Raw genomic sequence first — 14046 nt, 5'->3', positions numbered from 1 at the left:
TGCGCGGCGCGCCTACGCGCGAGCCTGGTCCCATGAAAGGCCACACCGCACACCCCGTCCCGCCGGACGTGCTCAAGGAACTCCGCGCCGCCGACGACGCGGGCCGCGTCCCCGCTCCCGTGACCGACCACGAGGGCGGCGCCCCGCTGCGCTGCTGCCTGCGCCACAGCCGCGCCGGCGAGCGGATCGCGCTCGTCTCCTACGCCCCGCTGCGCCGCTGGGCGGCGGCCACGGGCGCCGATCCGGGCCCCTACGACGAGCAGGGGCCGGTCTTCGTCCACGCCGAGGAGTGCGCGGGGCCGGAGACGGACCGCCTCCCCTTCACCAACTCGCACCGCGTCCTGCGCCGCTACTCCGCCCACGGGCACATCCTGGGCGGGCGGCTGATCGGGGACCCCGGCGCCTTCGCGTACGCCCTCCGGGAAGCGTTCGACGACCCGGCCGTGGCGTTCGTCCACGTCCGGGCCGTCGAGTACGGCTGCTTCCTCTACGAGGTCAGGCGGGGCTGAGGGCCCAGCTCGTCAGCCCTTCAGCTCCGCCGCCACCAGCTCCGCGATCTGCACCGCGTTCAGGGCCGCGCCCTTGCGCAGGTTGTCGTTGGAGACGAACAGGGCGAGGCCGTTGTCCACGGTCTCGTCCTGGCGGATCCGGCCCACGTAGGACGGGTCCTGGCCGGCCGCCTGGAGCGGGGTCGGCACCTCGGTGAGCGCCACGCCGGGGGCGCCGGCCAGCAGCTCCTTGGCGCGCTCCACGCTGATCGGGCGGGCGAAACGGGCGTTGATCTGCAGGGAGTGGCCGCTGAAGACGGGCACGCGCACACAGGTGCCGGACACCTTCAGCTCCGGGATCTCCAGGATCTTGCGGGACTCGTTGCGGAGCTTCTGCTCCTCGTCCGTCTCGTGCAGACCGTCGTCGACGATGGACCCGGCCAGCGGCAGCACGTTGTACGCGATCGGCGCCACGTACTTCTCGGGCTTCGGGAACTCGGCGGCCGAACCGTCGTGGGTCAGCTTGGGGGCGTCCGCGCCGACCTTCTGGACCTGCTCGAACAGCTCGTCCACGCCGGCCAGGCCGGAGCCGGACACCGCCTGGTAGGTGGCGACGACGAGGGCCTCCAGGCCCGCCTCCGCGTGCAGCGGACGCAGCACCGGCATCGCGGCCATCGTGGTGCAGTTCGGGTTGGCGATGATGCCCTTGGGGCGGTCGGCGATCGCGTGCGGGTTCACCTCGGACACCACCAGCGGGACCTCGGGGTCGCGGCGCCAGGCGGAGGAGTTGTCGATCACGACGGGGCCCTGCGAGGCGACCTTTTCGGCCAGCGCCTTGGAGGTGGCGCCGCCCGCCGAGAACAGCACGATGTCGAGCCCGGAGTAGTCGGCGGTGGCCGCGTCCTCCACCGTCACGCCGTCCAGCTCCTTGCCCGCGCTGCGCGCCGAGGCGAACAGGCGCAGCTCGGTGACCGGGAAGTCGCGCTCCGTGAGGATCCTGCGCATGACCGTGCCCACCTGACCGGTGGCTCCGACGATTCCGACCCTCACGGTGACTCCTTCTCCGTTCGTGCGCGTGTCTTCACGCGCGCTTTGCTCGGCCGAGACTTTTCCATCATGGGGCGAAGCCCGGCCCGCCTGTCCAATCCTTTGCGCGGTGTTCCCGCACCTTGGGACGCCAGGGCTCGGTCCGCCCCTGCCCATCCCTTCCCGCGCCACACGACGATGTGACGTACGCCTCGCGCCGAAAGGCGACCGGGCGGGCGAACGTTTCGGACCGCTGCCGCGTCATAGGGGAGACGCGAGAAGAGGGCCGAGGGGGAGGGGTGCGGTGCTGCGCAGACGGACCCGCCGCGGCCAGGGGGACGACGTACGCGACGACCCCCTGGACGCGGCACAGGAACGCCGGGTGCGGGCGGTGCTCGCGCTGGGCGGGGTGCCGCAGGCGGACCTGCCGGACGGGGTGCAGCAGGTCCGCCTGCGGCTGCTGGAGCGGACGGCCAGTGGCCGCGAGGCGCCGCGCGACGTGTCCGCCTGGGCGGCGGTCGTCGCCTCCAACCTGGCCATGGACTGGCACCGGGCCAGGCGCCGCCAGGACCGCCTCGGGGAACGCCTGGCCGCGCTGCGCCAGACGGAGCACCCCGGCGACGAGGACGCCAGCGTCCTGTCCCTCGCCGTCGCGCAGGGCCTGGACGAGCTGCCCGACGCCCAGCGCCAGGTCCTCGTCCTGCGCTTCTACGCCGATCTGCCGGTGCGCGGCATCGCCGAGGAGCTGGGCATCCCCGAGGGCACGGTCAAGAGCAGGCTGCACACGGCGGTACGGGCCCTGCGCGCCCGCCTGCACGAGGACGAGGTGGTGTGAGATGGCCGCCGAACGGCACCCCGGTGGGTACGACGCGCTGATGGCCGCGATCACGGGCGAGCCGCTGCCGCCCGACGCGGGGCCGGACGCCCGGGGCGAGCACCGGTCGGCGACGGCCGACGTGGCGCTGCTGCGGGAGCAGCTGAACCTGCTCGGCGACGCCCTGGCCGAGGACGTACCGGCACAGGACCCGGCTTTGGAACCCGTCCGGGCCCCGGCGCCGCGCCGCCGCCCCTTCCGCCTCGCGTTCGGCGTCCTCGCGGCGGCCTGCGCGGGGGTCGTGGTCGCGGGCCTGGGCTGGCTGGTGGTGCAGAGCGGCAGCGGTGCCTCCGAGGACGCGGCGAGCGGCAGCGCGGCCGACAAGTCCGCCGTGCGGCCGAGCAGCCCCTCCGCGGGCCAGGAGGCCGCCGTCGTCTTCGGCACCCCCCGCTACCTCGCCTGCGCCCGGCTGGTCGCCGAGGGCACGGTGACCGCCGCCGATCCGGTGCCGGGCAGCGCACGGCACCGGATCACGCTGCGGGTGACGCAGTCCTACGCACCCGGGGGGAGCACCGGCCCGGCGCCGACGTTCGTGCTGGACGACGGCCTCGCCACCCTGCGCCCCGGCGACCGGGTGCTGGTCGGCGCCCTGCGGGACCGGCCCACCGCGGACACGGTGATCACCGGCGAGCGGAACATCGCCACCGCCCGCGCCTGGATCACCGCCTCCCTCCCGGAGTCGCGCACCCTCACCTGCGACTGACCCACCCGGGGCAAGCGAAAGGGGCGGGCGCCCGACACGAGGCGCGCCCGCCCCTTCCCCGTACCGCACCGGACTACGGCACGACCTTCCCGATCCGCACGCTGCCCAGGCCCGCGACCGTGCCGTGGGCGTTGACCAGCTGGACCCGGCCGAAGAACTCGCGGCCCTCGGGGGCGGCGGCCAGGGCCGTGACGCTGCCGGAGACCGTCGCCGAGTCGCCCGTGCCGAGCTTCACCGCCGCCGCGTCCACGGTGACCGAGCCGAGGGTGTCGGCGAAGTACACGTCCCGGTAGTCGTACTCCGTGCTGCCCGAGGGCACCGAGTAGCCCGCGACCTCGACGGTGTACGTACCGGCGGCCGGCTTGGCCAGGGAGACCGACTCCTCCGAGTCGCCGTCGGCGGACTGGGCGACGACGGAGCCGTCCTCGCCGTAGACCGTCAGGTCCAGGTCGGCGGCCGCGTCGGAGACGCCCCCGATGGCGACGTCCAGCGACTCGGCGCCCTCGGGCACCTCGACCGTGGAGGTGGCCGTCTCGCCCTGCTTGATCGTCGGGCGGGAGGTCTCGGACGAGCCGAGCGGGCCGCCGACCAGCTTGCCGTCGAGCGGGGCGTACTGGTTGGTCACCGTCCAGGAGGCGTCGGCCGGGGTGCCGGCCTTCGCCTCGGGCACCGTGACGACCTCCGGGTCGAAGGCCGCGCCGAGCACGGTGACGTCCAGCTCGTAGGGGTTGTCGAGCAGCGGCGAGGTGCGCCGGGCCTCGACCTCGACCTCCCAGACGCCGGGCTGCGGGTCGGCGTACGCGCGCACGTCGGGTCGGCAGCCGTTGCCGTCGAGGTAGTTGTTGTAGCAGTACGGCGTGGAGGTGTTGTCGGACGGGACGCCGTACGGGTGGATGGAGATGAACCGGGTCTGGCTCCCGCCCTTGAGCCCGCCGATCGCCACCTCCAGCGACTTCGCGCCCTCGGGGACGGTCACGAAGTACGACGTGGTGTCGTTGCGCTGCACCGAGCCCTTCGCGGAGAAGTCGTACTTCAGCGGGGCGGAGACCACGACCGTGGTCAGGACCTGCTGGTCGACGCCCTCGGTGCGCGGGTCGTCGACCTCCAGGATCGCGCTCTTGAGACCGGCGGAACCGGGCCGCGCCTCGACCTTGACGGTGACCGGCTCGTTCAGCGGCAGGTACACCGAGTCCCGTCCGGCGATCCGGAAGGTGTGCCCCGCGTTGTTCTCGAAGTCCAGCTCGTGCCGGACCGGCCGGTCGGCGCCGGTGGTGCGGGTGAGTGTGATCTCGTACGTCTTCTTCTGCCCGGCCTTCAGGCCGCCCTCGCGGTCGTACAGGCCGGTGCCGTAGCCCGGGGTCTCGAGGAACTGGTCGATCGCGGTGTCGACCGGTGCCTTGACCGTGTACTCGTGGGCGGTGGCGCCGCGCCGGATCGACTTCCAGGCGGCGGGAATGTCGATCAGGCCCGCGCCCTCCTCGTACGCCTGCACGCCCTTGATGTGGTCGGCGGTGGAGGTCAGCGCGGTGCGCAGCTTCGCCGGGGTGAGGTCGATGCGGGCCTGCTTGGCCGCCGACAGCAGCAGCGCCGAGGCGCCCGCGGCCTGCGGGGAGGCCATCGAGGTGCCCTGGAGCATGCCGTAACCGGCGGGCAGGTCGTAGCCCGCCTCCGGGACCGGGGCGCCGGGCATCCAGGTCTGGATGGAGTTGACCGCCGCGCCGGGCGCGGTCAGCGTCGGCGTGAAGCCGCCGTCCTCACGCGGGCCGCGCGAGGAGAACGGCATCATCTGGTACTCGGTCCGCACCTGGGAGCCGTAGTTGGCGGCCCAGGTCTCGCGCGAGATGGACGCGCCGACCGAGATCACCTTGTCGGCGAGGCCGGGGTCGCCGATGGTGTTGGCGCCGGGGCCCGAGTTGCCCGCGGAGATGACCAGCTGCACGCCGTAGGTGTCGATGAGCCGCGTGTACAGCTCGGCGCGGGCGTTGTTGCCGTCGTTGAGGGCGGGCAGTCCGCCGATCGACATGTTGACGATGTCGACGCCGCGGTTGACCACGAGGTCGATCATGCCCTCGGTGAGCGCGACGTTGGTGCAGCCGCCGCTCCAGGTGCACGCGCGGGAGGAGACGATCTGCGCGCCGGGCGCGGCGCCGTCCATCCGGCCGCCGAACAGCCCGTTGGCGGCGGCGAGTCCGGCGACGTGCGTGCCGTGCTCGGACTCGATGACGCCGATGTTGACGAAGTCGGCCTTGGTGCCGGAGGAGTTGTAGACGACGTCCTTGCGGACCTCGACGACGAAGGGCTGGCGCTCGGCCACGTCCGTCTTCGGGTCGTCGGTGCCGAAGTACCCGACCTGGAAGCCGTTCTTGTAGGGCTTCATCGGGGTGTCGTCGGAGAAGTCGTGGTTGTTGTTCAGGTCGACGCGGACCGTGCCGGCCTCGGCGTCGTACAGGACGCCCCAGGAGTCGGTGGTGTCGCCGTCCCGGTTGGCGTCGCCCGCGGCGTCACCGCCGGTGGTGTACGACTCCAGGAAGGTGCTGACCCGGTACGAGCCCGCGGGCGCCGTCCAGGTCTGCCCGCCGTAGGTGAAGGTGGGCCCGGAGACGGAGGTGGTCATCGGGCGCCAGGTGCGGTCGCCGTCGACGACCGGGTCGGTGGCGGTGACCCAGTCCACGATCTTGCGCTCGCCGGTGGTGGTCTTCTGCAGCGCCGGGTGGCCGAGGTCGACGCCGGAGTCGAGGATGCCGATGGTGACGCCCCGGCCGTCCGACTTCGGGTTCTTCTTCACGAAGTCGACGGCGCCGGTCTCGAAGGACGGGTTGTACGGGTTCTTCGCGGGCGTCCAGCGGTCCGGGGCCGGGTAGGAACGGCCCTGGTGCGAGGCGCCCTTCGCCATGTCCGCGCTCGGCGTCGGGTCGTCCAGCGGGATCTCCTCGCGCAGGTCGATGCCGTGCACGGAGGAGAGCTTCGCGGCGGCCGCGATGGCCGAGTCCGCCTTGGCTGTGGGGACGGTGGCGCGTACGTAGCCCAGCTCGTCGTAGGTGCGGCCGACGGTGCCGCCGGCCACCCCGTCCAGCTCCTTCGCCACCTGCTCGGTCCGGCCCGGCGCGGTGGCGACCATCATCGTGATGTTCTTCTCGCCGTCGGCCTTCGCCTCGGTGAGCCGGTCCGCGTCGTCGGAACCGAGCTTGTCGTGGGCGGACTTGACGGAGGCGTCGACGGGCGGCGCGGTCGCAGCGGGTCCGTCGGCGGCGAGCGCCGCGGGCACGGGCCCGACCGCGGCCAGCGCGGCGGCGAGGCCCGTGGCCACGGCCAGGCGGGCCGCGCGTCTCGCGCCCGGTATCGGTTCGCGCTGGGGGGTGTTGGTCATCGGCATCCCTTGGGGTGGAGGAGCGAGCGGCACGACCAAGGCCGACCGGCCCTGGCCGAGGCAGTCCGGAATCCGATCCCGGACGACCGCTCAGCTTTACTCAAGGGATCACTGATTGGGGAGAGTTGTCCGGGACGGGAAGAAGCCATGGCGTACTTCCGCCATACGCCATCGAGGACACATGGGACGGGTCATGACAATCCCGGTGGGGTCCTCCGGCACCCTCCGGCGCCTCCCGTACCGCCCGCCCTGCCCGCGGCGCACCGCACGCCACCGGTGCGGGTGAAAAGGGGCCGAATCACGTTCAACCGTCGCGGACCACGGCAACCCTCTTGCGGTCGGTGCGGTCTCTCCCGGGACCGAGCAGCACCGAGGATGGGGGAAGACATGACCGTACGCGTTCGAACCGCCCTGCTCGCGGCCGCCGCCGTGGCCCTGTCGGCGGCCCTCGCGGGTCCCGCCGTGGCCGCGCCCGACGCCACCGGCGGCCACGACGCGACCCGCCGGGCCCTGCAGGCCGCCGTCGAGGACGGCGTGCCCGGCGTCACGGCGACCGCCCGCGACGGCCGCGGCACCTGGTCCGAGACGGCCGGGGTGGGCGATCTGCGCACCGGCGAGCCGCGCTCCGAGCGGGACCGCTACCGGGTCGGCAGCATCACCAAGACCTTCGTCGCCACCGTGCTGCTCCAGCTGGAGGCCGAGGGCCGGCTCTCACTGGACGACTCGGTGGACCGGTGGCTGCCGGGCGTGGTCGCGGGCCACGGCCACGACGGTGCCCGGATCACCCTGCGCCAGCTCCTCAACCACACCAGCGGCGTCTACAACTACACCGAGGACGAGGGGTTCGCCCGCGACTACTTCCTCAAGGACGGCTTCTTCGAGCACCGCTACGACACGGTGACCCCGCGCGAGCTGGTCGCGATCGCCATGGCCCACGAACCGTACTTCGCACCCGGCACCTCCTGGACCTACTCCAACACCAACTACGTCCTGGCCGGCCTGGTGATCGAGGAGGCCACCGGCCGCCCGTACGCCGAGGAGGTGCGCCGCCGGATCACCGAGCCGCTGCACCTGCGCGCCACCTCCTTCCCGGGCACCCGCACCGGCCTGCCCCGCCCCAGCAGCCGCGCCTACTCCAAGCTGGCCGAGACCGCGACCGGCCCGACGTACGACGTCACCCGGCTCAACCCGTCCATCGCCGGCGCGTCGGGCGAGGCGGTCTCCAGCTCGGCCGATCTGAACCGCTTCTACACCGCCCTGCTCCGCGGCAGGCTGCTGCCCGCCAAGCAGCTCGCCGAGATGACCACCACCGTCCCCGCGATGGACGGCGCCGAGTACGGACTCGGTCTGATCAAGCGGGAACTGGACTGCGGGGTGACGGTCTGGGGGCACGCCGGCGGCATCCACGGCTCCTCGTCGGAGGCGGTGGCGACCCGGGACGGCCGGCACGCGCTCGCCTTCAACTTCAACGGCGACTGGTCCGGCGACGGCGAGGCGGTGATCGAGGCCGAGTTCTGCACCGGGTGACCGCGACCTAGCGCGGCAGCACCACGACGTACGCCGCGGGCTCCCGGTCCCCGGCCGCCATCAGTGCCGTACGCACGACGGCCGCCTGGTGCTCCGGGCAGTCCCGCAGCTTGCGCGGGGTCAGGTGCACGACGGTGATCCCCAGCCGTTCCAGGTGCTCGCGCTTGCGGGCGTGCTCCGCCCGGGCGGCGTCCTCCTCCTGCTGCCGGTGCGCCCGGGTGTCCAGCTCCAGGGCCACCGCGTGCTCGGGCCAGAAGGCGTCCACGCCGCCCAGGTGGGGCCCGCCGGGCAGGCGCAGGTCGACGTTCCAGACCGGCTCGGGCAGGGCGTGCTCGCGCACCATCCGGTACAGCCGCTGCTCGGCCAGCGCCCGCCCCTCGGCGACCAGCGAGTCCACGGCGTCCACCACGTGCGGGCGGCTGAGCAGCCGGGCCCGGTTCAGCTCCCCTACCACCGCGGCCGGTTCGCAGTGCCCGCCGCGCACCGCCTCCGTCAGCAGCCGGCGCACCGTGCCCGGGTCGGTCAGCTCCGCCACCGCGTCCGCCAGGGCCCGCGCCACCGGTGCCACCGGCACGCCGGTCAGCTCCACCGCGGTCGGCAGCGCGGCGGTGCGGACGACGCGCGCACAGCCCGTCGTGCGCAGCCGACGCAGTCGCGGCACCAGGACGTCGATGACGTCCAGGGAGGGCAGCGGGGGAGCGGCGGAGAAGCCGTGCAGCGTCAGCGCGGCCAGGCCGGTGATCATCGCCTCGGCGTAGGCCGGCCCGGGCGGGTGCTCCCCGCCCGGCTGCACCGGCACGGAGGCGCTCACGCCGGATGCGGTGCCCGAGGCGCGGTCCCGTGCCGCGTACAGCAGCACCGCGTGCAGGCGCTCCTCGCTGGTCGGCGGGCCCGGGTGCAGCAGGACCACGTTCGGCAGCAGCTGCTGCCAGGGGCCGCCGGGCCGGCACTGCTCACTGGACTGAGCGGCGGAGACACCGTGCGCCCGCAGCTGCGCGGCCGTCATCAGCCGACGCCTGCCGTCGGCCAGTTCGTGCAGCGGGCGGGGGCGGGGGGAGAGCGGGGTGTTGTGCGTCATGACCGGCAATTTCCCGCGCCCGATCCGCCCCTTAACCCCTGTTACACGCCCATCGCCGAACCGGGACAAGGCCGGACTAAAGGACGGGTGTTCGGATGCCGAAACCCCTGGTCCGAAAGGGTGGGACCAGGGGTTACGGCTGCTGTTGACCGAATTCCGTAACAACGACGGAACGCTCAATCATTGGCCAAAGGGGCGGTGTTCATGTCGCGCCGGGCAGGACGGCGCGCCCCTCAGGGGCGCGGGGCTGTATCGATGTGCGGCTCCGCTGCGTGGGCGCGATCAACCACAACGAACCCGCACCCGACGACCGACAGAACCCTCACGCACCCCCGTCGCAAGCCTGCGCCCGCAACGCCCGCGCCAGATCGTCCCGAGCCTCCAGCACCAGACGGCGCAGCGCCGGCGCCGCCCCCTCGTGCGCGGACAGCCACGCGTCGGTCGCGTCCAGCGTGTCCCGGGAGTCCCGCAGCGACGGGAACAGGCCCCGGACCACGTCCATCCCGATCTGGATGGACCGCTCGGCCCACACCCGCTCGATCGCCGCGAAGTACTTCTCGGTGTACGGCGCCAGCAGCTCCCGCTGGGAGGGCTGCGCGAACCCGGCGATGGTCGCCTCCACCAACGCGTTCGACAGCGCGTCCGACTCCACGACCTGGGCCCAGGCCTGCGCCTTCACCGCGGCCGAGGGGCGCGAGGCGAGGCAGCGCACCTGGTGGCGCTTGCCGGAGGCGGTGTCGTCGCGGGCCAGCTCGGCGGCCAGGGCGGTTTCGTCGGCCGCGCCGTGGGCCGCGAGCGGGGCCAGGAACACCCAGCGCAGCTCCTGGTCCACGTCCAGCCCGTCGATCTTCTCGGTGCCCTCCAGCAGCCCCCCGAGCAGCGCCAGGTCCGCCTCCTCGGACGCCACCGACGCGAAGAACCGCGCCCACGCCAGCTGCTGCTCGCTGCCCGGCGCCGCGTCCCGCAGCTCGCGCAGCGCGCCCTCGGCGAGCAGCCGCCCGCCCGTCTCCCGCCAGTCGGGGGCGGCGTAGTGCACCAGCGCCGAGTCGGTCCAGGCGTGCAGCATCTGCAGCACGCCGATGTCGGACTCGCGCCCGGCGAACCGCAGCACCAGCGCCGCGAAGTCCCGCGCCGGCAGCAGCGCGTCCCGCGTCATGTTCCACAGCGCCGACCAGCACAGCGCACGGGCCAGCGGGTCGGTCACGGCGCCCAGGTGCTCGCGCAGCGTGGCCAGCGAGGTGTCGTCGAAGCGGGTCTTGCAGTACGTGAGGTCGTCGTCGTTGACCAGGACCAGCTCGGGCGCCTCGGCACCGGCCAGCTCCGCGACCACCGTGCGCGGCCCCTCCACGTCCACCTCGGCGCGCGCGTACCGCTCCAGGGCGCCCTCGGCCGTACGCCGGTACAGGCCGACCGCGATCCGGTGCGGGCGCAGTTCGGGGTGGGATTCCGCCGCCTCCTGCACCACGGCCAGCTCGTCGACCGTGCCGTCCGCGCCCAGCAGCACCTGCGGGGTCAGCGAGTTGACGCCGGCCGTCTGCAGCCAGGAGCGCGACCAGGCCGCCATGTCCCGCCCGCTGGTCTCCTCCAGGACCGACAGCAGGTCGCCCAGCCGGGTGTTGCCGTACGCGTGCCGCTTGAAGTAGCGCCGTGCGCCCTCCAGGAAGGCGTCCTGCCCGACGTACGCCACCAGCTGCTTGAGCGCGGAGGCGCCCTTGGCGTAGGTGATGCCGTCGAAGTTCAGCTTGGCGTCCTCCAGGTCACGGATGTCGGCCGTGATCGGGTGGGTGGAGGGGAGCTGGTCGGCGCGGTAGGCCCACGCCTTGCGGCGGTTGGCGAAGGTGATCCAGGCGTCCTTGAAGCGGGTCGCGTTGACGTTGGCGAAGGCGCCCATGAAGTCGGCGAAGGACTCCTTCAGCCACAGGTCGTCCCACCACTCCATGGTGACCAGGTCGCCGAACCACATGTGCGCCATCTCGTGCAGGATCGTGTTGGCACGGCCCTCGTACGACGCCCGCGTCACCTTCCCGCGGAAGATGTACTCCTCCCGGAAGGTCACCATCCCCGGGTTCTCCATCGCGCCGAGGTTGTACTCGGGCACGAACGCCTGGTCGTACTTCCCGAAGGGGTACGGGTAGTCGAAGTGGTCGTGGAAGAAGTCCAGGCCCTGCTTGGTGATCAGGAAGACGTCGTCGGCGTCGAAGTGCGGGGCGAGCCCCTTGCGGCACAGGGCGCCGAGCGGGATCTCCAGCCGGGTGCCGTCCTCGAAGGTCCGCTCGTAGGAGTCCGTCACGTAGTGGTACGGACCGGCGACCACGCACGTGATGTACGTCGAGATCGGCTTCGTCTCCGCGAACCGCCAGACCCCGTCGGCGCACTCGCCCGCGCCGTTGGACCACACCGTCCACTCCTCGGGCGCGCGCACCTCGAAGCGGAAGGGGGCCTTGAGGTCCGGCTGCTCGAAGTTGGCGAAGACCCGGCGGGAGTCGGCCGGCTCGTACTGGGTGTACAGGTACACCTCGCCGTCCTCGGGGTCGACGAAGCGGTGCAGTCCCTCGCCGGTGCGGGAGTAGGCGCACTGGGCGTCGACCACCAGCTCGTTGTCGGCGGCCAGGTCCTCCAGGGCGATCCGGGAGCCGTCGAAGACCTCGCTCGGGTCGAGGTCGCGGCCGTTGAGGGACACCGCGGTCACGCTCGGCGCGACCAGGTCGGCGAAGCTGCTCGCGCCGGGCTCGTTGCAGCGGAAGCGGATCGTGGTGACGGACCGGAAGGTGCGCGGCCCCTCGCCCCGCGCGTCGCCGACGGCCGAGCGCACGTCGAGGGACACCTCGTACCCGTCGACGGACAGCAGGGCGGCCCGCTCCCGGGCCTCGTCGCGGGACAGATTCTCACCGGGCACGGGCGGCACTCCCTCGGATGGTGTTCGGTATCGGTATACGTGGTGTCACGTGGTGTTCAGTATGCGGACAGCACCGATCCTGCCATGCGCCCCTGACGCACGGCAGCCGGGAATGGGTGGACCGGACGGCCGGTTGCCCCCACGAACGACCCATCGCGCAGCCTCATGAGGAGAGACATGTCGGAGAAGACGCCCGTCGACTTCTGGTTCGACCCCCTGTGCCCCTGGGCCTGGATGACCTCACGCTGGGTCCTGGAGGTGGAGAAGGTCAGGGACATCGAGGTCCGCTGGCACGTGATGAGCCTGGCCGTCCTCAACGAGGACAAGCTCGACGAGCTGCCCGCGGAGTACCGCGAGATGCTGGAGGTCAAGGCCTGGGGCCCGGTCCGCGTCGTCATCGCGGCCCAGCAGGAGCACGGCGCCGAGGTGCTCGGTGACCTCTACACCGCGCTCGGCACCCGCATCCACAACCGGGAGGAGGGCCCGGGCCGGGAGACGGTCGCCGCGGCCCTGAAGGACGTCGGCCTGCCCGAGTCCCTCATGGACCACTGGGACGGCACCCCCTACGAGCCCCAGCTGCGCGCCTCCCACAAGGAGGGCATCGACAAGGTCGGCCAGGAGGTCGGCACCCCGGTCATCGCCGTGCCCGGCGCCGACGGCGAGCAGCTCGCCTTCTTCGGCCCGGTCGTCACCCCCGCCCCCAAGGGCGAGGACGCCGCCAAGCTCTGGGACGGCACCCTGGCCGTGGCCTCCGTGCCGGGCTTCTACGAGATCAAGCGCACCCGCACCAAGGGCCCCGACTTCAGCAACCTCTGAGCCGGGCACGCGTGTCCCCGCGTCCCTGCCCAGGGACGCGGGGAGACGGAACCGGCGGTCAGTCCTCCGCCGGCAGCGTCGCGCCAACGCGCCACCGGTCCTTGCGCTGGATCCGGCGGCAGCCGTTGTACGTGCAGCGGTGATAGGCCTTGGCGACGAAGACCTCCCCGTCCGCCAGCAGCTCCGCGAGCGCCCGCCGCGCCGCCGCCTTCTCCTCGTCCCCCTCCAGGTCGCGGAACTCGTGCATCGTGTCGCCGCAGTTCGGACACCGTACGTACGCCATGAGCGCCTCCTCGGGTGAACGGTGGGACATTTCCCCCGCGGGAGGCGCCCTACCCCTGCGCCCGGGGCCGGGTCCGCGCCGCCGTTACGCGGCGACCGGGGTGTAGTGCGAGGCGTCGCCCTCAATGGAGTAGCTCTCCTTGCCCTCGATGCCCACCGGCACGGGGCCGGCCAGCGTCACCCGGTGCAGCCGGCGCGGCCGGCCGTCGTAGTTGTCGACGGCGTAGTGCTGGGTGATGCGGTTGTCGAACAGCACCAGCTGGTTCTCCGACCAGCGGTGCCGCAGCACGTTCTCCGGACGGGTGACGTAGGACTGGAGCAGTTCGAGCAGCTTGCGCGACTCGCCCACCGACAGGCCCACGATCCGCTGCGCGAACCCGCCGATGAACAGTCCGCGCTCACCGGTCAGCGGGTGGACCCGCACCACCGGGTGGGCCGTGCGGTACTTGATCGAGGTGAACCGGGACCGGTGCGCGGCCTTCTCCGCGTCGATGTCCTCGTCCGGGACCGCGTAGTCGTAGTCGTTGGTGTGCTCCGCCCACAGGCCGTCGGCCAGCCGCCGCAGCGGCTCGGGCAGGTCCCGGTAGGCGCCCGCCGAGGACGCGATCAGCGTCTCGCCGCCGTACGGCGGGACCGTCAGGCTGCGCAGCGAGGTGGCCTGCGGCGGGTTGAGGACGAAGGTGACGTCGGTGTGCCAGTGGTTGGCCCGGCCCCGCTCGCTGTCCACCGGCAGCACGTTCGGGGCGCCGTCCACGGCGCCGACCGTCGGGTGGGCGGTGGTGAGGTCCCCGAAGGCGCGCACGAAGGCCTGCTGGCCCTCGTCGTCGAGGTGCACGTCGTCGAAGACCAGCGCCTTGTGCTCGGCCAGGGCGGCACCCAGCGCGGTGACGGTGGCCGCGTCCAGCGGCCGGGCGATGTCGACGCCGGACACCTTCGCGCCGATACGGGAGGTGATCTTGGTGATCCGCAGTTCGCTCATGGCGGGTTCC

Annotated in this window: 11 protein-coding genes; 5 read left to right on the top strand and 6 right to left on the bottom strand. The window is 72.8% G+C overall.

The features are described 5' to 3' along the window. Nucleotides 1–32: 32 nt before the first annotated feature. Nucleotides 33–509 carry a DUF1203 domain-containing protein gene (locus K7854_RS20400; protein ID WP_226027983.1) on the top strand — a complete coding sequence of 159 codons (477 nt, stop codon included), beginning with the start codon at nucleotides 33–35 and terminating at the stop codon, nucleotides 507–509. Between the two features lie 12 nt (nucleotides 510–521). Here K7854_RS20400 and K7854_RS20395 read toward each other — a convergent pair whose 3' ends face one another. After that, nucleotides 522–1538 carry an aspartate-semialdehyde dehydrogenase gene (locus tag K7854_RS20395; protein WP_226027982.1) on the bottom strand — a complete coding sequence of 339 codons (1017 nt, stop codon included), beginning with the start codon at nucleotides 1536–1538 and terminating at the stop codon, nucleotides 522–524. 280 nt (nucleotides 1539–1818) lie between these two features. Between K7854_RS20395 and K7854_RS20390 the strand changes: the two genes are divergently transcribed. Then, nucleotides 1819–2349 (top strand): RNA polymerase sigma factor, encoded by a 531-nt coding sequence (locus tag K7854_RS20390; RefSeq protein WP_226027981.1) that lies wholly within the window; start codon nucleotides 1819–1821, stop codon nucleotides 2347–2349. Nucleotide 2350: 1 nt separating this feature from the next. Next, nucleotides 2351–3091: a hypothetical protein gene (locus K7854_RS20385; RefSeq protein ID WP_226027980.1), complete on the top strand. Its 741-nt coding sequence runs from the start codon at nucleotides 2351–2353 to the stop codon at nucleotides 3089–3091. A 73-nt stretch (nucleotides 3092–3164) separates the two neighbouring features. On the opposite strand, the gene K7854_RS20380 is transcribed toward K7854_RS20385, so the two are convergent. Next, on the bottom strand, nucleotides 3165–6458 hold the full coding sequence (locus K7854_RS20380; RefSeq protein ID WP_226027979.1) for a S8 family serine peptidase: 3294 nt from the start codon (nucleotides 6456–6458) through the stop codon (nucleotides 3165–3167). A gap of 387 nt (nucleotides 6459–6845) precedes the next feature. Here K7854_RS20380 and K7854_RS20375 point away from each other — a divergent pair, with 387 nt between their 5' ends. Next, complete coding sequence (locus tag K7854_RS20375; RefSeq protein WP_226027978.1) at nucleotides 6846–7985, top strand: serine hydrolase domain-containing protein; 1140 nt, start codon at nucleotides 6846–6848, stop codon at nucleotides 7983–7985. Between the two features lie 7 nt (nucleotides 7986–7992). Here K7854_RS20375 and K7854_RS20370 read toward each other — a convergent pair whose 3' ends face one another. Beyond that, complete coding sequence (locus tag K7854_RS20370) at nucleotides 7993–9063, bottom strand: hypothetical protein (protein WP_226027977.1); 1071 nt, start codon at nucleotides 9061–9063, stop codon at nucleotides 7993–7995. 322 nt (nucleotides 9064–9385) lie between these two features. Beyond that, nucleotides 9386–11959, bottom strand: a complete 2574-nt coding sequence (gene pepN, locus K7854_RS20365; RefSeq protein WP_226027976.1) for an aminopeptidase N — start codon at nucleotides 11957–11959, stop codon at nucleotides 9386–9388. 177 nt (nucleotides 11960–12136) lie between these two features. Here pepN and K7854_RS20360 point away from each other — a divergent pair, with 177 nt between their 5' ends. Then, complete coding sequence (locus tag K7854_RS20360; protein WP_226027975.1) at nucleotides 12137–12775, top strand: mycothiol-dependent nitroreductase Rv2466c family protein; 639 nt, start codon at nucleotides 12137–12139, stop codon at nucleotides 12773–12775. 58 nt (nucleotides 12776–12833) lie between these two features. Here the strand turns inward: K7854_RS20360 and K7854_RS20355 are convergent, their stop codons facing one another. Together K7854_RS20355 and K7854_RS20350 are read right to left on the bottom strand one after the other, a co-directional pair. After that, nucleotides 12834–13058 carry a hypothetical protein gene (locus K7854_RS20355; RefSeq protein ID WP_226027974.1) on the bottom strand — a complete coding sequence of 75 codons (225 nt, stop codon included), beginning with the start codon at nucleotides 13056–13058 and terminating at the stop codon, nucleotides 12834–12836. Nucleotides 13059–13142: 84 nt separating this feature from the next. Continuing rightward, nucleotides 13143–14036 (bottom strand): TauD/TfdA dioxygenase family protein, encoded by an 894-nt coding sequence (locus tag K7854_RS20350; protein ID WP_226027973.1) that lies wholly within the window; start codon nucleotides 14034–14036, stop codon nucleotides 13143–13145. Nucleotides 14037–14046: the final 10 nt, after the last annotated feature.

Source organism: Streptomyces hyderabadensis (genome assembly GCF_020404845.1).
GTDB classification, from domain to species: Bacteria; Actinomycetota; Actinomycetes; order Streptomycetales; family Streptomycetaceae; genus Streptomyces; species Streptomyces hyderabadensis.
Note: the sequence above shows the minus strand (reverse complement) of the source record. Positions and strands in the feature narration are given on the sequence as shown.